11 protein-coding genes are annotated in these 19,629 nt (G+C 38.3%); all 11 read left to right on the top strand.

Translation table 11 applies throughout. The annotated features are described in order from the left end of the window. Positions 1 to 69 precede the first annotated feature (69 nt). The 11 genes from BM201_RS11625 to BM201_RS11575 all read left to right on the top strand — a co-directional run bounded on the left by BM201_RS11625 (position 70) and on the right by BM201_RS11575 (position 19,611). Positions 70 to 996, top strand: coding sequence for a dihydrodipicolinate synthase family protein (locus BM201_RS11625; protein WP_092542809.1), 927 nt, complete (start codon positions 70 to 72; stop codon positions 994 to 996). Then, positions 996 to 2,495: a sodium:solute symporter family protein gene (locus BM201_RS11620; protein WP_092542807.1), complete on the top strand. Its 1,500-nt coding sequence runs from the start codon at positions 996 to 998 to the stop codon at positions 2,493 to 2,495. The genes BM201_RS11625 and BM201_RS11620 overlap by 1 nt, the downstream gene beginning before the upstream one ends. 10 nt (positions 2,496 to 2,505) lie before the next feature. Then, complete coding sequence (locus tag BM201_RS11615; protein WP_092542805.1) at positions 2,506 to 4,215, top strand: hypothetical protein; 1,710 nt, start codon at positions 2,506 to 2,508, stop codon at positions 4,213 to 4,215. Positions 4,216 to 4,231: 16 nt separating this feature from the next. Then, positions 4,232 to 5,809, top strand: coding sequence for a glycoside hydrolase family 28 protein (locus BM201_RS11610; protein WP_092542803.1), 1,578 nt, complete (start codon positions 4,232 to 4,234; stop codon positions 5,807 to 5,809). A gap of 40 nt (positions 5,810 to 5,849) precedes the next feature. After that, on the top strand, positions 5,850 to 8,660 hold the full coding sequence (locus tag BM201_RS11605; RefSeq protein ID WP_092542801.1) for a glycoside hydrolase family 2 TIM barrel-domain containing protein: 2,811 nt from the start codon (positions 5,850 to 5,852) through the stop codon (positions 8,658 to 8,660). A gap of 114 nt (positions 8,661 to 8,774) precedes the next feature. Continuing rightward, positions 8,775 to 10,655 carry a right-handed parallel beta-helix repeat-containing protein gene (locus BM201_RS11600; RefSeq protein WP_217643057.1) on the top strand — a complete coding sequence of 627 codons (1,881 nt, stop codon included), beginning with the start codon at positions 8,775 to 8,777 and terminating at the stop codon, positions 10,653 to 10,655. Between the two features lies 1 nt (position 10,656). Then, positions 10,657 to 11,745: a Gfo/Idh/MocA family protein gene (locus BM201_RS11595; RefSeq protein ID WP_092542797.1), complete on the top strand. Its 1,089-nt coding sequence runs from the start codon at positions 10,657 to 10,659 to the stop codon at positions 11,743 to 11,745. 13 nt (positions 11,746 to 11,758) lie between these two features. After that, a complete protein-coding gene (locus BM201_RS11590; protein WP_092542795.1) occupies positions 11,759 to 13,342 on the top strand; it encodes a sodium:solute symporter in 1,584 nt (527 codons plus the stop codon). A 9-nt stretch (positions 13,343 to 13,351) separates the two neighbouring features. Next, the gene (locus BM201_RS11585; RefSeq protein WP_092542793.1) at positions 13,352 to 16,087 is read left to right on the top strand and encodes an alpha-d-galacturonidase; all 2,736 of its coding nucleotides are present in this window, start codon (positions 13,352 to 13,354) and stop codon (positions 16,085 to 16,087) included. A 70-nt stretch (positions 16,088 to 16,157) separates the two neighbouring features. After that, positions 16,158 to 18,356, top strand: a complete 2,199-nt coding sequence (locus tag BM201_RS11580; RefSeq protein ID WP_092542791.1) for an alpha-L-rhamnosidase-related protein — start codon at positions 16,158 to 16,160, stop codon at positions 18,354 to 18,356. Continuing rightward, positions 18,343 to 19,611, top strand: coding sequence for a glucuronyl esterase domain-containing protein (locus BM201_RS11575; RefSeq protein WP_092542789.1), 1,269 nt, complete (start codon positions 18,343 to 18,345; stop codon positions 19,609 to 19,611). The genes BM201_RS11580 and BM201_RS11575 overlap by 14 nt, the downstream gene beginning before the upstream one ends. Positions 19,612 to 19,629 lie beyond the last annotated feature (18 nt).

Raw genomic sequence — 19,629 nt, 5'->3', positions numbered from 1 at the left:
GACGGTACAGGATAGTTTTTATCTAAGTAAATAATAAGTTTGATAGAAACCAACTTACCTATTTACTATATGGCTGTTAATATTGCTAGTAGTCAATTTAGGGGAATTATTCCTCCTATGATTACACCCTTAAACAACGAAAGTGAACTTGATTTAAAAGGGCTTAGAAATTTAATAGAACACCTAATTAAAGGAGGTGTTCATGGACTATTTATACTTGGAACTACTGGGGAAAGTACCAGCCTACCCTATGCCTTAAGACATCGTTTGATCGAGGAAACTTGCGATATTGTAAAAGGTCGAGTTCCCGTTTTGGTAGGTATAACGGATACAGCAGTTTCAGAGAGCTTAAGGTTAGCTGAAACTGCTAAACAATGTTGTGCATCAGCTTTAGTTGCAGCCCCGCCTTACTATTTTAGTTTAGGACAGCCTGAATTAATAGAATATTACGAATACCTAGCTGATAGAATACCTTTGCCACTATTTCTTTATAACATGCCTTCTCATACCAAAATTAATATTGAGCCAGATACGGTTGAATATCTATCTAAGCATGAAAAAATTATCGGACTAAAAGATAGTTCTGGTAATACCGCTTATTTTAATAAGTTACTTTATAAAATGAAGGATTATGATGATTTCTCACTTTTTGTAGGTCCTGAAGAAGTTACAGCAGAAACCGTTATGTTAGGTGGTGCCGGAGGGGTGAATGGTGGAGCTAATATGTTTCCTAGGCTTTATGTCGAGTTATATAGTGCTGCTGTAGCCGGCGATATTGAAAAAGTTAGGGATCTACATGATCTTGTCATGGAGATTTCTACAGAAATTTATTCTATTGGTAAATATGGTTCAAGTTATCTTAAAGGTTTGAAATGTGCACTAAACCTTATGGGGCTGTGCAGTGGTTATATGTCATCACCATTACATCAGTTCAATAAGGAAGAAAAAGATCGGCTAGAAATAATACTTAAGAAAATTCAAAAGAAAATTCTATAATGGGGTTACCTCTTGTTGATCTGTTGGTTTTTATTCTCTATTTGACGGCTATTCTTTTTTTTGGGATTTCGTTTTACTTCAAGAAGAATAGAACTACCAATGATTATATGACTGGAGGACAGCGAATACCATCTTGGGCTATTGGGATGTCAATTTTCGCTACCTTTGTAAGTAGTATAAGTTTTCTTGCGCTACCAGGAAAGGCCTATTTAAGCAATTGGAACAGTTTCGTGTTTAGTCTTTCTATTCCTTTAGCTGCTTTTTTTGCAGTAAAATTTTTTGTTCCGCTCTACAGAAAAATCAACAGTCAATCAGCATACTATCATTTAGAGGAGAGATTTGGTTCATGGGCAAGAAATTATGCGTCTATATGTTATCTTTTGACACAGCTTGCTCGTATGGGCACGATTTTATATTTACTGGCTTTACCAACTAATGCTCTTTTAGGGTGGGATATTAATACAATTATAATAGGTACAGGCCTTTTTGTAATTGTATATGCCGCTATGGGAGGAATAGAGGCCGTAATTTGGACAGATGCTATTCAGGGCATTGTTTTGATATCAGGAGCAATAGCTTGTCTTTTGTTAATAGTTGCCTCCATGCCAGAAGGAACCGACCAAATAATAGAAATAGGCAGAGACAATAATAAATTCGATCTAGGAAGTTTCAATTTCAAGTTTACAGAGTCTACTTTTTGGGTTGTTCTATTCTATGGATTCTTCATTAATCTTCAAAATTTTGGAATTGATCAAAATTACGTACAACGTTATATGAGTGCAAAGACCGAGAAGGCAGCAAAACGTTCTACTTGGTTTGGAAGTTTACTTTACATTCCTGTTTCCCTCTTATTCTTTATGATAGGTACGGCTTTATTTGCTTACTACAAGACTTTCCCTGAGCTTTTGCCAAGTACATTGGGTAATATAATTGAGGCGGATAAGATTTTCCCATATTTTATAGTAGCTGAATTACCTAAAGGAGTAACAGGATTATTAATTGCCTCAATTTTTGCAGCAGGAATGAGTACTATTTCGACTAGCATTAATAGTAGTTCTACAGTTATCTTAACTGATTTTTTCAAAAGAAATAATAAAGAGTTTTCTAGTAAAAATGAATTTAGAATTTTAGCAATTTCAGGAATAATAATGGGAGTTTTAAGCATTCTAGTTTCTCTGGCTATGACTTCTGTAAAAAGTGCCCTAGATACATGGTGGGCTTTATCTTCTATATTTAGTGGAGGTGTACTCGGACTTTTCTTACTTGGCTTTTTATCAAGAAAAATTAAAAAGATTGAAGCTACAATTGCAGTAATCATAGGTATTCTGGTTATAGCTTGGATGAGTCTCACACCGGTATTTGTAACCTCAGAGAAATGGATTTTATTTAAAAACCCTCTGCATACCAACCTAACAATCGTAGTCGGTACAATAGTAATATTTCTAAGCGGTTTTCTTTTAAATATTTTATTGCATAATAAAAATAATGGTCTAATCTAAAATTAGCAAAATGAACGCCAAATTACTTTCAAAAGAAATAAATCAGAGTACATCCCAAGCTGTAATTGGTGTGTTTGCACCATGTGATCCAAGAATAGATAATAGTAGTCGAGAACGGTGTAAAAACTTGGTAGTACATGTTGCAGAATCACTTGCTGGAACAATAAAGTTACCAGATAATAGTTTTGTAGATGTAGTATATTCAGATATATTAGTAGATTTAGAACCTCAAGCAGATCTAGTTGCAAAACAATTTTTACAGGCGGGCGTTAATGTCTTGGTTTGTGTGCCAGATACCTGGTCATTCCCTCAATTGACTACAATCTCTTTACTATCTCACTTTCCTAAAGACATTCCGATTAATTTCACCACTGGAAATTCTGCAACCAGACCAGGTGTAGTCTATACTCATGCAACAAATGGTGCAATTGCGCAATACGGTAAACTTTCACATATAAATATAGGATCATGGCCAGATAAAGGAGAATCCCCTAGGATGAGCGAAGATACATTATCATCTTTGATAGATTGGTGCTATGCAGCATCTACTTTCCAGGGTTTAAAAGGTAAACGAGTTGTGGTATTTGGACACGATTCTATGGGCATGGAAACGGCTTTACCTCATGTTATGGAAACAAGAAATCGTTTTGGATTAGAAATAACTCGTTTAGATATGAAGCTTTTAGCAGATATGCTTCAAAAAAAGTCTTACGATATAGAAGAAGTCCAAAAACTAAAAAGTTGGTTATTTTCATACGGTAAAGACAAAATCGAACTTCCTGAGGAAAAAGATGAAGAGTTACTAGAGAAAAGTTTAGCTTTGTATTTAATTGTTCGAGATCTTCTTGATGATCTTGATGCGGTAGGTGGAGGTTTTATGAGTCAATTGGAGTGGGGCTCTGATGATCGAGGGATACAATTACCAGTGGCAGATATTATGGAATCTCTATTCAATTCAACTTTTGACCATAACGGAGAAAAGGAAGTTATTCCATTTGCAACAGAGGCTGATGTTCAAGGGCTCCTAACTCAATTATTCATGACCTGGCTTTCAGGTGGTAATCCTCCATTGTTTATGGACTTTAGGAAGGTATATGAAAAGGAAGATTCAAAACAATTAGCTCAAGAACATGAAATCAAAACTGCGGGCAATGAAAAATGGATGCAGAAAGGCTTTGTAGATGGCGTAAATTCAGGTTCGGCTTCATTTAATTGGGCTGCAAAACCCGGAGCTTCAGAAAAGGAAATTATGAGTAAAATAAACTTCCCGAAGGCAGTAGATTATTTTTATTACTTAGGAAATTCGGTTCATTTTAAATCACCAGGAGAAATTAAGGGAATTGCAGCAAGACTTTCATATTCATCCTTAAACGGAATGTTCTCTATGATTTGGGACGAGGCTGAAACTGTCGAGCTACCATCAAAATTAGCTCAAATAATTTGTGATGGTGCCAACCCAACATGGCCTCACACCTTTGTCATACCCAGATATGCATCGATGATTGAATATAAACAATATGCTCCTGCAAATCACTTTCACATGACATGGGGTTTAAAGCCTTCAAGATTACAATATTGGATGGATTTTACTAATGTTCTATCCATTACTCCATGGCAAAATCGTCCTCAGTTCATAGAAAATCAAGATAGACCTTTGCCGCTGGTTTACCTGCTAAATGGAGGGGAAGAAAGAACAAAAATGAAGCTAGCAGGAAAGTAAGATTAAAAAACTTATCATGAATAAATTATTCAATCTTATTTTTTTAATGATTTTAATATCTTCAGTTGTTTCTTGTAAAAATCCTGAGAAAAAGAAATTATCTCAGATTAAAAATAAGCAGTATTTTTCTTTAGATAGCATCGTAAAGATAGATGAAGTTGGAGCTGATAATATGCCCGATACCATAGCTCCCATACAAGCACCTTTCAAGATGCCAGGCTTTAAAAGACCAGTTTTTGAAGATAGAGAAGTAAATATTAGAAATCAAGGAGGGAAAGAAGGTCAGATAGTCACAAGTATTATTCAAAAAGCTATTGATGAGGTTAGCCAGCAGGGTGGTGGAAAAGTTATTATTCCAAATGGTAAATGGAAAACTGGAAGAATTGAACTAAAAAACAATGTGAACCTATATCTGGAGGAAGCGGCTGAACTATATTTTTCAGGACAATTAGAAGACTACAGACCTGCTGTTTTTACACGACATGAAGGCGTTGAAGTGATGTCTCTTGGAGCTTGTATATATGCTTATGAACAGGATAATATTGCAGTGACTGGAAAAGGAACCATATACGGGCCGGAAGAAGGCCCTGTGAAAAGCCAGATGATGACGGAAGATGTTACTGAAAATTTTGTTCCTATTGAGAAGCCTGTGGAAGAAAGAGTTTACGAAGGCTATAATGGGGAGTCCATTTTTTTACCGATGCTAATATCTCCAACAAGTTGTACTAATGTTTATATTGAAGGTGTTACTTTGGAAAGGACTGCTTTCTGGAATATTGTTCCGGTCTATTGTGATGGAGTAATAATTAGAGGGATTACAGTAAATTCTGTTGGAATACCTAGAGGAGATGGTATCGACATCGAATCTTCAAAAAATGTTCTTATCGAATATTCTACCCTCAATAGTGGAGACGATTGTTTTACCATGAAAGCCGGAAGAGGCGAAGATGGATTAAGAGTAAATATGCCTACAGAAAATGTTGTAATTAGATACTGCCTAGCCAAGCAAGGACATGGTGCAGTTACTGTAGGTAGTGAGACAGCTGGGGGTATTAAAAATCTTTATGTTCAAGATTGTGTTTTTGACAATACTGGAGTAGGTATTCGATTTAAAACCAGAAGACCTCGGGGAGGCGGAGGTGAGAACCTGTATTACGAAAGAATTCGAATGAATCTTCATGGAACAGCATTTAAATGGGATATGCTTGGACAGCCTATGTATGTTGGAAATCTAGCTGAAAGGATGCCAAGGCGAGAAATCAATGATCTTACTCCCCAATTCAGGAATATTTACATGAAAGATATTCTGGTAGAGAATGCAAAAACTTTTTTAAAAATTTACGGAATCCCAGAATCACCTATGACTAACCTTCAAATGAAAAATGTTAGTGTTAGTGAAAGTGAAGAGCTCTTTGTTGTTAATGATGCTACTAATCTATCATTTAACCATATAAAGGTAAAAAGTAATGATTCGTTAATGATATTTCTAGACGCAAGAAATATCAGTTTTGAAGACGCAGTTTTTAAGGTACCCGGTGATAAAATTGTATTGAAAAAGAGTGGAGATTTAACTGATTCAATTCAATTTAATTGAACCCAAATAATTTTAGAACTATAAACTAATAGTAGAAAAGGTGAATTACTCTAAAAATATTATTCTTGGATTCTTATTTCTGGTATGCGTATGGGCACGATCGCAACAAACCCAAATTGAATACCTGTCAGGTACCGGTAGTGATCAAACCGTAAGCTGGAAATTTAAAGTTGATGAAGGACGAAAAGCGAATGAATGGACTACGATTCCTGTACCTTCCAATTGGGAGCAATTTGGTTTTGGTACCTATAATTATGGACATGCAAAGGACGAAGAACGGGGAAAAGAAACAGGATATTACAAATATGAATTCAGTATTCCTTCAGACTGGCACAAGAAGCAAATAGAAATCGTTTTTGAAGGTTCAATGACAGATACCGAAGTAAAAATCAATGGTAAACTGGCAGGCCCGATACATCAAGGAGCTTTTTATCGGTTTAAATATAATGTTACTAATCTACTTAACTACAACGCCACTAACCTACTCGAAGTAAAAGTGAAAAAACATTCTGCTAATGAATCCGTGAATCAGGCAGAAAGACATGCTGATTACTGGATTTTCGGAGGTATTTTTCGCCCGGTTTATTTACAGGCAAAGCCGATTCAGAATATTGAACGAGTCGCGATCAATGCCGATGCTGATGGTAAATTTGAAGCTCACGTTTTTTTCAATAATATCGAAATCGGAGGAAGTTTGTATGGGCAAATCATCGATGTGGAAGGCAAAAAAATCGGTGAGCCATTTTCGGTTAAAGTGAATAAAAATTTAGAATCGGTAAAAATCCAATCTAGTTTCAAAAATATTAAACCTTGGAATCCAGAAGATCCTTCTCTTTATAAAGTTCAGTTTAGTTTAAAGGAGAGCCGAAAAATAATTCATGAGGTTATTGAAGAATTTGGTTTTAGAACAATAGAATTACGTGAGCGAGATGGAATTTATGTAAATGGAACTAAAATAAAATTTAAAGGAGTAAACAGGCATACTTTCTGGCCTACTACGGGTCGTGCGTCAAGTAAAACTAGAAGTATCGAAGACGCTGAATTGATTAAAAGTATGAATATGAATGCAGTGCGTATGTCACATTATCCACCAGATCAACATTTTCTTGACGTAGCCGATTCTTTAGGTCTTTTTGTGCTTGACGAACTTGCTGGATGGCATGCATCTTATGATACTGAAACGGGTAAGAAGCTAGTAAAGGAAATGGTGATTCGGGACGTTAATCATCCTTCCATTTTATTTTGGGATAATGGAAATGAAGGTGGGCATAATACAGATTTAGATTCACTTTTTCAGAAATACGACATTCAGAAACGTAGGACGATTCATCCATGGCAAACATTTAATGGATTATCAAATGAACATTACCGGCCTTATAATTATGGAGTAGGTACATATTGGAATGGTCAAAATGTTGTTTTTCCAACCGAATTTTTACATGGAATGTACGATGGTGGTGCGGGAGCAGGACTTAATGATTTTTGGAATAAGATGATATGGGATAATCCTCTTGCTTCAGGTGGTTTTATTTGGGTTTTTGCAGATGAAGGCGTAAAACGAACCGATACCGGGGAAATTGATACCTACAACGGTTCAGCGGCCGATGGAATTCTAGGTCCATTTCATGAAAAAGAGGCCAGTTATTACGCTATTAAGGAGATCTGGTCTCCCGTGCATTTTCAGGATATAAACCTCACTGAAAATTTCAAAGGAAAATTTCAGATTGAAAATCGGTATTTTTACACCAATTTAAAAGAGGTTGATTTCAGCTGGGAACTGAAAAAATTTCCTTTACCTGGAGGAAACACTTCAGCAGTAAATAAAAAGGGAAAAGCCAGTTCACCAGATATCGAGCCCAACCGAATAGGGGAATTACAACTCGATTTACCTGAAAACTGGTTTACCTATGATGCGCTCTATATCACTGCAACCAATAAATTCGGAAAAGAAATTTACAACTGGAGCTGGCCTATCAAATTACCGACAGATATTATTACTGAAATGATGAATAAGATTGAAAAGAACTCTCTGAACATCAATGAAAAAAGTGATCAGTTTATTATTAACGCTGGCGATATTGAATATCGAATTGGAAAAGATGATGGTAAACTGAAGTATGTGGCCAATGAAAATGGTGAAATTCCGTTTAAAGAAGGGCCGCACTTGAGTGCCGGGACAGTGATTTTTGATTCTATCTCTCTTCAAAAATCGCAGGATTCTATTTCTATTATTAGCTCATTTACCGAAGAATCCAGGATGAAAGAATTTACCTGGACTTTTTATCCATCGGGATGGGCTAAACTGGATGTATTTTACAAACCTGAAGAATACGACGTAGATTTCGATTATATGGGCCTGGATTTTTCATATCCTGAAGAGTTAGTAAAAGGAGTAAAATGGTTAGGCAAAGGCCCGTATCGCGTTTGGAAAAACAGGATGCATGGTGTAGAGTTTGATATTCATCAGAAAGATTATAATAATATGATTACTGGTGTTTCTCCAATGGTTTATCCTGAATTTAAAGGATATCATGCCAATTTGTACTGGGCGGAAATTCAATCGGAAGAACAAAATTTCTTGGTAGTGACTTCAACTGATGATGTTTTTCTAAGACTTTTTACTCCGGAATATCCCCATGACATATATGAGGCTAGAACTTCACCGGCATTTCCTGAAATGGATATTTCCTTTATGCAGGCTATTCCTGCAATAGGAAGTAAAACGAATCAGCCGGAACGTTTGGGGCCTGCCGGCCAAAAGAATATTTTCTTTGATTACGGCACTTTTGATGACTGGAGAATTCGTAGTAAAAAGATGACCCTATTCTTCAATTTTTCAGCAGATCAATAAATTTTCTTACTGCTGAGAAGCGGCGGAAAATTTTCGTTTTCAATCGTGTAGGTACAGGATAGGATCGATACCCACTTTGGTTATTATTGAATGATAAATTCAATTGATCTGCTCATGTTTTCTAAATACGCACTCATAATTTTATGTATTCTTATGCTTATTTCTGGGTTTTCCATAAATGCTAGGGAAATTTATGTTTCTTCCAGCGGAAATGATTCAAATTCTGGTAAAAATGGAAGTCCGTTGGCTACGGTTTCTGCAGCATTACGCAAAGCAAGGGAGTTACGCCGACTCAACAAGCTGGAAAAAGATGAGAATATCGAAATTATCGTAGAGAAAGGAATTTATAGGCTTTATGAACCAATTTTGATACGTCACGAAGATTCCGGAACTGAAAATTCTGCAACAATCATAAGAGCAGCTGATACTTCGAAACCTATTTTATCAGGAGGGGTTGAGATTAAAGAATGGAACAAAGCCCATATTTCTGATCTTAAAATTTCTTCGGAAATAGCAAACAAACTCTGGGTCGCAGATTTGTCAACTTTCGGCGGTAATACAGTTGAATTTCGCCAGATGTGGGTGGACGGGAAAAAAGCTAAAAGAGCGACCAATTTAGGAGAACAAGAATTAGACAGAATCCTTTCCGCAGATACCAAAAACGAAATCATGTGGATCCCTACACCAGAATGGGACTTTGAAAATCCGGAAGACCTGGAATTTGTAATTCACCAATGGTGGGCAATCGCCAATTTGCGGGTAAAATCTATGGAGAATCATGGCGACAGTACCGCAGTGAAATTTCATCAGCCAGAGAGTGAAATTGAATTTGAACATCCATGGCCGGCGCCATTTATAGATTCAAAAAATGAATATAACGGAAACTCTGCGTTCTATCTTACCGGTGCTTCAGAATTGTTAAGTGATCCGGGTGAGTGGTACCTGGATAAAAGAAATCAGAAAATCTATTATTACCCAAAGCCCGGCGAAGATCCAAATGATGCCGAGATTGTTGTGCCGGTTCTGGAATCGCTGGTAAGAGTAGAAGGAACATTAGATAATCCTGTAACCAACATCCGGTTTGAAAATATCAGTTTTCAGCATACTACCTGGATGCGTCCATCCAAAAAAGGTCATGTTCCTTTACAGGCTGGCTGGTCTATTGTAGATGCCTATAAACTTCAGGAGCCGGGAACACCCGATAAAGCTTCACTGGAAAACCAGGCCTGGATTGAAAGGCAACCAGCGGCTTTTAAAGTTTCAAATGCTAAAAATATTCAAGTCAGAAGTTGTGATTTTCAACATATGGCTGCAACGGGACTGGATTACGTGACTGGCGTTTCTGAAAGTGAGGTTATCGGAAATGTTTTTAAAGATATTGGAGGTACTGCGATCCAGGCGGCATTTTTTGGTAGTCCGGCTTTTGAAGCGCACTTGCCTTATCATCCGGATGACGACCGGAAGATCGTTCATAATCTAAAAATTCAGAATAATTATATCGAAGATGTAACCAATGAAGACTGGGGCTGCGTAGGGATTAGTGTGGGTGTAGCGCATGATATCAATATTTCACACAATGAAGTTTATGATGTCAATTATAGCGGAATTTGCGTAGGTTGGAGTTGGACAAAAACCATCACCATCGCCAGAAATAATACGATTCATGCCAATCGTATTCATCATTTTGCCAAGCAGATGTATGATGTTGGCGGAATTTATACTCTTTCAGCTCAGCCTAATACGGAAATCAGTGAAAATGCCATCTATGATCTGGTAGAAGCGCCTTATGCGCATATGCCACACCATCATCAATACATTTATTATGATGAGGGTTCTTCCTATATAAGAGCTGTCAATAATTGGACGGAAAGAGATAAGTTTTTTGAGAACAGTCCTGGACCCGGCAATCTATGGGAAAATAATGGGCCAGATGTTTCTGAAGAAATAAAGGAAAAGGCCGGTCTACAGCCTGAATTTCAAAATATCAAAAATTAGCATGAAAGATAAAAAACTCCGATTGGGAATACTTGGATTAGGCGAAGGTCGAAGCACAATTTCAGCTGCCTTATCCAGTCCAAAAGTGGAACTGGTTAAAATGTGCGACCTGAATATAGACGTTTGTAAACAACGCGCGAAGGAGTTTGATTTTCATGACTATACCACAAAGTATGAGGATCTTTTGAACGATGCCTCCATCGAGGCGATTGCGATCTATACTCCAGATCATTTGCATGCATCCCACATCAAACTGGCTTTGCAGCATGATAAGCATGTAGTGTGCACAAAACCTTTGATCGATGATCTTAAAGATGCCGCGGAACTGATCGAAATTCAGAAAAAGACCGGGAAAAAATTATTTGTAGGTCAGAGTAGCCGGTTCTTTCAACCAATGAAGCGACAGCGAATGGACTTTGAAGATGGGCTAATTGGCGATTTAGTTACCGTGGAAGCCTATTATAATGCAGATCATCGCTGGTTTCTCGAAAAACCCTGGGCTTTGGAAGATTCTTTTAAATGGCTCTATGGAGGGTTGAGCCATCCCGTTGATTTCATCAGGTGGTATCTACCAGAGGTTGAAGAGGTGATGGGCTACGGAATGCTTAGCGAAAACGGCAAAAAGGGTGGGCTAAAGAATTACGACACCATGCAATTCATTTACAAGTCCAAAGATGGTAGAATTGCCAGGGTTGGTGGCGCCTATTCGGGACCTGTGCAACCCGTACAGCGAGATAGTGAAATGAGTTGTATCCTTCGCGGAAATTTAGGTTGTAGCCAGGGAGATTATATGGATCTGCGCTACGCGATTACCGATAAGGACGGTGAAGAAAGAATGATTACCTGGGAACATAAATTGAAACATTTCTTCAGGTTTGAAGGCAAAAGCCATCATGCGGGAGAATATGAAAATTACCTCAATTATTTCGCAGATAGTATTCAAAAGGACTTTACGGCCTATCCAGATTTAATTGAAGGAATCGGAACTATTGTGCTTCTGAAAGCAATGGAACGATCGCTTGCATCTGGCAAACCAGAAAAAACTTCAAAGATCATTCAGGAATTCGGCCTTGAAGAGTATCTGCAATAAATTTTAAATTACTATGGAAATTCACGAATTATTGACAGTAACCGACTTTATTGTAGTTGGGGTATATGTACTCATCCTAATCGGAATAGGTTATTGGGCAAGTTTTCGTGATAAGAAGGGCGTTGATGAAAACCTTTTTCTGGCAGGAAATTCTCTGAACTGGACCAGTATTGGATTTACCATGTGGGGAACTAACGTGGGGCCTTCCATGCTTATCGCTTCGGCAAGTATTGGTTATACTACGGGTATCGTGGCAGGTAATTTTGCCTGGTATGCCTTCATATTCATATTTTTACTGGCAGTGGTTTTTGCCCCTCGCTATCTGGGCGCGAGAACACAAACTTTGCCCGAATTTATGGGTAAGCGTTTTGGTGATTCCACCCAAAATATTCTTGCCTGGTACACTATCGTTACTGTTTTAATTAGCTGGCTTTCGCTTACACTTTTTGCCGGGGGAATTCTAATTCAGCAAATTCTCGGTATTCCAATGTGGTTATCGATCATCGTTTTGATCATTATCGCTTCGTTTTTTACCATCGCAGGCGGACTCAAAGCTATTGCAGCTACCAATGTTTTCCAGATGATCTTGCTGATCGTTGTTTCTTTAGCTTTAACCATCACAGGCATTTATAAGATTGGAGGAATAGATACACTGGTTTCCGAAACACCTTCAGAATACTGGAATTTATTTCTTCCGGCAGATGATCCTAACTATCCCTGGCTTGCCATTCTTTTGGGCTACCCGGTAATGGGTGTGTGGTTTTGGTGTACAGATCAGTCTATGGTGCAGTCGGTTCTTGGGGCGAAAAATATTAAGCAGGGACAGCTGGGTGCAAATTTTACCGGATGGCTAAAGATTCTGGATGTTCCCTTATTTATTCTGCCGGGGGTGATCTGTTTTATTTTGTACCCGGAATTGCAAAACCCAGATGAAGCTTATATGACGATGGTAACCAAAATGTTCCCGGTGGGAATGACCGGTCTGGTGATGGCGGTATTGATCGCTGCCTTAGTAAGTACAATTGATTCGGCATTAAATGCATTGAGCACCGTGTTCACCATGGATATTTATGTAAAGAAATTTAAACCGGAAGCTAGCCAGAAGCAGGTGGTGAAAATAGGAAGAATCGTCACCGTAGTAGGAGCGATATTGGCCATTTTTATCACTCTTGCCATAAATAGCATTAAAGGTTTAAATCTTTTCGATGTTTTTCAATCCATTCTAGGGTTTATTGCGCCACCTATGTCCGTAGTTTTTCTTTTCGGTGTTCTCTGGAAAAAAACTACCACGCGAGCGGTTAATACCATTCTTATTTTAGGAACAATTTTAAGCATGGGTGTAGGAGTGTTTTACCTTTGGATATTTCCCGCAGCGGACTATGATTTCTGGCCTCACTTTTTATTACTTTCTTTTTACATTTTTGTATTTCTTTCGGTGCTTATTGTTATCCTTTCTCTTACTGATAAATCCAAAAATCAGTATGTAAGTACGCTGGATTACGGGGAATTGCCAAAATTGAAGCCTTCAGCTAAAGTGATGTGGGCAGCCTTATTTATCGTAATGATAGGTCTCTATATATTCTTCAACGGAAATTAAAAAACATTCATGAGAACCATTTTAAGCCTATTTTTTATCGTTTTTTCATTACAACTGAATGCTCAGATTGCAATTTCATTCGATAAAGAATCGCCAAGGATCAATTTTGGTTCTGAAAAGTTAATTGAAGCACTTAAGAACGAGGGAAAAGAGGTTCAATTTTTTCAGAATACTCCGAAGAATCATGCAAAATTTAAAAAACTCATCATTATTGCTGAAAAAGATTCGGACTGGTATAAGAGTAGTATTTCCGAAAAAGATCAGTCCAAAATTGCCAATTCTAAAGAAGCATTTAGAATTTTTTCCGAAGACAATACAATATATGTCATTGGGAATAATGAATCTGGTGCTCTTTATGGAGCAATGGAGCTTGCCGATAGAATTAAATCTGAAGGAAAAATACCGGAAAATATCGATTTTAGCGATAAGCCCGAAATGGTTTTACGGGGAACAGCTATCGGGATGCAAAAAATGAATATTCTTCCCGGGCGACATGTATATGAATATCCCTATACTCCGGAAAACTTCCCCTGGTTTTATGATAAGCAACTCTGGATAAAATACCTGGATATGCTGGTCGAAAATCGGTATAATTCCCTTTATCTATGGAATGGTCATCCTTTTGCTTCCCTGGTGAAACTGGAAGATTATCCTTACGCTCTGGAAGTAGATGAAGAGACCTTCAGGAAGAACGAGGAAATGTTTGAATTCCTAACTACTGAAGCTAATAAAAGAGGAATTTGGGTGATCCAGATGTTCTATAACATTATAGTTTCCAAGCCTTTTGCTGAACATCATAATATGGTTACCCAGGATCGCGGACGTGAAATTACTCCGCTATTAGAGGATTATACAAGAAAGTCCATTTCAGCATTTATTGAAAAATATCCAAATGTTGGATTGCTGGTTGCTTTAGGAGAAGCCATGAGCGGGATTGAAAATGATATTGACTGGTTTACGAATACTATTATTCCCGGGGTAAAGGATGGTGTGCAAAAACTGGGAAGGGAAGATGAACCACCAATTATCCTACGCGCCCACGATACCGATGCACCGAAGGTTGTGGAAGCCGCTTTTCCGCTCTATAAAAATTTATATACCACTCATAAATACACAGGGGAATCGATCACTACTTATGAGCCCAGAGGTCCATGGACGAAGATTCATCAGGATTTGAGCAGCCTGGCATCGGTCCATATTTCAAACGTTCATATTCTGGCCAATTTGGAACCTTTTCGTTTTGGTTCGCCAGATTTTATTCAGAAAACGGTAAAAGCCATGCATGACATTCATGGTGCTAACGCGCTGCACTTATATCCGCAGGCTTCGTACTGGGATTGGCCATATGCGGCAGATGACACGGAACCACGTTTGTTGGAAATGGATCGCGACTGGATCTGGTATGAGGCCTGGGGAAGGTACGCCTGGGAAAAAGAAAGAGACCGAAATGAAGAAATTGAATTCTGGAGCGATGAATTTTCTGAAAAATACGGTACTGATCGGGCTGCTTCAGAACAGATTCTAACAGCCTATGAGGAGACCGGAGAGATTGCTCCCAAAACCCTGAGGCGTTTCGGAATAACCGAAGGAAACAGGCAGACGTTGTTACTAGGTATGTTTATGAGTCAGCTGGTAAACCCATACAAATGGAGGGTTTATCCCGGGTTTTATGAGTCTACCGGTCCAAAAGGAGAAATTCTGATTGAATATGCGGAGAAAGAGTTTAATAAGGAACCTCATGAAGGAGAAACTCCGCCGCAAATTATTCAGGAAATTATGGCTCACGGTAAAAAAGCTGTTGAAGCGATTGATCAAGCCGAAAGTAGTGTTCGTAAAAATAGCGAAGAATTTAACCGACTTCAGAATGATATTCATGCGTATAAAGCATTTGCCGATTTCTTTTCAGAAAAAGTAAAAGCGGCAATGCTCGTTTTAGAATATGATCATTCAGGAGATAAAAAAGCACTTAATAGGGCCATTCCACACTTGGAAAAAAGCCTCGAGCATTATCGGAAACTAGTGAAGCTGACAGAAGGTAAATATCGATATGCAAACAGTATGCAGACTTCCATGAGAAGAATTCCGATTGGTGGCGATGAAGGAAAGTATAAGTTATGGTCTGAAATGCTGCCGCTTTACGAAGAAGAATTGGAAAATTTCAGTAGAAATCTAAAACAATTAAGCCTCTTTGGAAGCGAAAATCCAGTAAACGAAAAAATCGATGCATGGCAACCTGCTGAAGTTCAAATAATTTCTAATCAAGAAACGTATCCGGTTTCCACAGGTAGCCTGGTATATGATAAAATGAGTGCGCAGATTATCAAAACAGCTCCAGAAATTTCGAAACTTACCGGTGTGAAATTTAAAGAGCAGGAACAGATAGAAAGTGGCACCGTATTAAAGTTCAAAAATCAAAAACCAGTTAAAGTCGTGGTAGGCTTTTTTGAGGATGCCACCGATGATGAAAATCTTGTTGCGCCTACATTGGAAAACCACGCCGCAGGAAATGTTCGTGGGCAGGCGGATATCGCTTTAGCGAATGCCTTAAAACTGGATGATTACCCAAAAATTAATATACATACCTATCGTTTTGATGCCGGAGAAAATGAACTTAAACTTGAAAAAGGGCGAGTTTTAATTCTAGGTTTTATACCCGCAAGTCAAAATATAAAAAGCAGGGATGCCGGGCTAATAGGAAAAAGAGCCATAGACTGGTTATTTCAGGATCCAGCTTCAAAACAATAACAGGGAGGTACAGGATATATTCAATATTATTTTTCAGGATATTTCAACAATAACTTAGGCTTATTAGTTGATGAAATCATTGAGATACTCCTTTGCCAAAATTGCGGCTATTGTTTTAGTTTTATTTTTCGGATTAAATTCTGTAGTCTCCCAAGAGCAGAATTCTCAAAAAAATGATGCGACCTGGATCTGGTATCCCGGGGATTTTGAAATCTGGCTGAGCAATAAAATGCAGGTGCGACGAACCGAACGAGAGGCTGTTTTTCCACCGCTGTGGCGTTATTATAGTCCATTTCCCTTGGTCACTTTCCAGGCGGAAGTAGATTTACCCGAAGCAGACGAAGTAAGTATTCACTCTGAAGGTTCATTCCAATTACTGGTTGATGGGAAACAAATTTACGGTCAGCCACAATCCATCACCATTGAACCAGGAAAGCATACCATATCCCTGAAAGTGTATAACCAGGAATTTCTGCCATCCATTTATATCGATGGGAAATATGTCAATTCAGACGAATCATGGATCGTTACCAACGAAGATAAACTATGGATCGATGAAGAAGGAAATGCACAACAATCGGGCACACCCTGGAAAGCTGTGGGTTCCTGGAAATTTGATTCGCCCGATGAGAATCCTTCAGATTTTAGATTGGAAACCGAACCCTGGAATGCGAAGAAAAGAGAGAAAATTGGAGACGGGGAATTGGTCGATTTTGGTAAAGAAACTTTTGGGTACATAAAAGTTCATGGCCTGGAAGGAGAAGGGCAGCTTTCTTTATATTATGGAGAATCCCGCGAAGAAGCGATGGATTCTGCCAGGTGTGAAACGCTGGATTATATTCAGTTTGATGGCAATCAACCTACAGAATATACTCATGATGAATCCAAGGCATTTCGCTATGTCCAGGTGCAGGCAGATCCTTCCATTAAGTACGATTCCATTTCAATGCTTTACGAATATCTTCCGCTGGACTATCGCGGGGAATTCAATTCTTCAGATGAATTGCTGAATGAAATCTGGGATGTTTCCGCCTACACTATGCACCTTACCTCCCGAGAATTTTTTATAGATGGAATAAAAAGGGATCGCTGGATCTGGTCTGGTGATGCTTACCAGAGCTATTTGATGAATTACTACCTGTTCTTCGATAACAATTCCGTAGAAAGAACACTTTTGTCGCTTCGCGGAAAAGAACCGGTCACTGCTCATATTAATACTATTATGGATTATTCGCTGTACTGGTTTGTGGGGATTTATGACTATTATATCTATACCGGAGACACCAAATTCATTAAACAATTTTATCCACGTATGAAGAGTCTTATGGAGTTTGTGCTGGGAAGAAGAAATGAAGCAGGCTTTTTAGAACCGTTGGAGGGTGACTGGGTCTTTATAGACTGGGCAGATGGTTTACCAAAGACAGGAGAAGTAAGTTTTGAACAAATGCTACTGGCCAGAAGTCTGGAGGCCATGGCAAAAAGCGCTGAGATCGCGGGAGAAAAAAGTGATCAAACCAAATACGAAAATCTTGCTGCAGATATGCAAAAGAAATTGTTTGAGGTTTTCTGGGATGAACAAAATCAGGTCATGAAACATCAGCGTATTGATGGTGAAATGCAGGATATCGTAACCCGCTATGCAAATATGTTCGGGATTTTCTTCAATTATTTTAATGAAGAGCAACAGCAAAGTGTAAAAGAGAAGGTGTTGCTGAATGATGATATTCTCCAGATTACCACGCCATATATGCGTTTTTATGAATTGGAAGCACTTTGCGCTATTGGAGAGCAGGAATATGTTCTGGATGAAATCAGGGATTATTGGGGTGGAATGTTGGAATTAGGAGCCACATCATTCTGGGAAAAATACGATCCTTCAGATAAAGGGGACGAGCATTTATCGATGTATGGCCGTCCATATGGTAAAAGCCTATGTCATGCATGGGGTGCCAGCCCTATTTATCTCTTCGGAAAATATTATCTGGGCGTTCAGCCTACCGCTCCGGGTTATTCGGAATACGAGATCAGGCCCAACCTTGGCGGACTCGAATGGATGGAAGGGAAAGTACCTACTCCAAATGGTGATATCGAGGTTTATGCCAGTGAGAAAGAAATTCGGGTAACCGGAGTTGAAGGGAAAGGGAATTTGATTTTCAAAAGTAAATCAAAACCGAAGAGTTCAGAGGAAATTTTAGAGATTGGAGATAGTGAATATCAAGTTCAAATAATTCCTTCTGAAGAACTAACTATAAGCTATGAAGCAATATAAAGCGAATCCTATTTTTGTTAGGTTGAAGTTTCTACTAATACTAATTTCTCTGATAAATTCTGAATTAAGTGCTCAAAACTTAGATTCAATAGAAGTTCCAAATCTCCTAATCGCAGAAAACGGAGATAATATTCTCACAAGTTTGGAGTGGGAGGAAGAACGTCGTCCAGAAATTCTTAACATGGTTAAGAATTTGATGTATGGCACCTCGCCTGAGGCTCCTGGTAAGCTAAAATTTATAAAATTTGATGAAGATAGTACAGCTTTAAAAAATACGGCAATACGTAAACAAATTGCTATTTATTTGCCAGGAAAAACTGATTATCATTTACTAGATTTATTAGTTTATCTTCCAAAAAATATTAAAACTCCAGTACCTGTTTTTTTAGGTTTAAATTTTGAAGGAAACCATTCAGTTAATTTAGATTCTGCTATTCGTTTATCTGATAAGTGGGTTTGGATAGGAGCAGGTGGTTCTAAAAGAAATCACCCAACCAATCAATCTAGAGGAGCAGTATCTTCGAGATGGCCTATTGATTTGATCCTTAAAAACGGTTTTGGATTAGCAACTATATATGCTGGTGATTTAGATCCTGATTATTTTGATGATTTTGAAAATGGAATACATGCTTTATACCCCAAATTACAAGATCGCGATGATAATTTTAGCACTATGAGTGCCTGGGCATGGGGTTTGAGTAGGTGCATGGATTATTTTGAAACTGACAGTGATATAGATCAAGATAAAGTTGCTGTAGTTGGATTTTCGAGGATGGGAAAGGCCGCGATATGGGCCGGTGCGAACGACAAGAGGTTTGGAATGGTAATTAGCAATGAATCTGGCGGTGGTGGAGCAGCACTTTCTAAGCGTAAAATGGGAGAAGACCTTACAAAGCTTAATAAAGGTAACCGACATTGGTTTAGTAAAAACTATAGTAAGTTTAATGGGAAGGAAGAGAATTTGCCTTTTGATCAACATATGGTTATTTCACTTATTGCCCCTAGACCTGTTTACATCGCTAGTGCAGAAGGCGACCCTGGATCTGATCCTGAGGGAGAATTTCTTTCTGCGAAATATGCTTCTTCAGTTTACAATTTATACGGGAAAAAGGCCTTAAAAAGTATTGATTTTCCTAATATAGATCAACCGGTATTCGAAGAAGGTATGGGATATCATATAAGATCAGGATCTCATGATATTACCAGGTACGATTGGATACAGTTTTTGAAATTTGCTGATAGAACTTGGCAGTAAATGGTATCAAGTAAGTAC

It is taken from the genome of Zunongwangia mangrovi (assembly GCF_900112105.1).
GTDB lineage: Bacteria > Bacteroidota > Bacteroidia > Flavobacteriales > Flavobacteriaceae > Zunongwangia > Zunongwangia mangrovi.
This window is presented reverse-complemented; position numbering and strand designations above follow the sequence as displayed.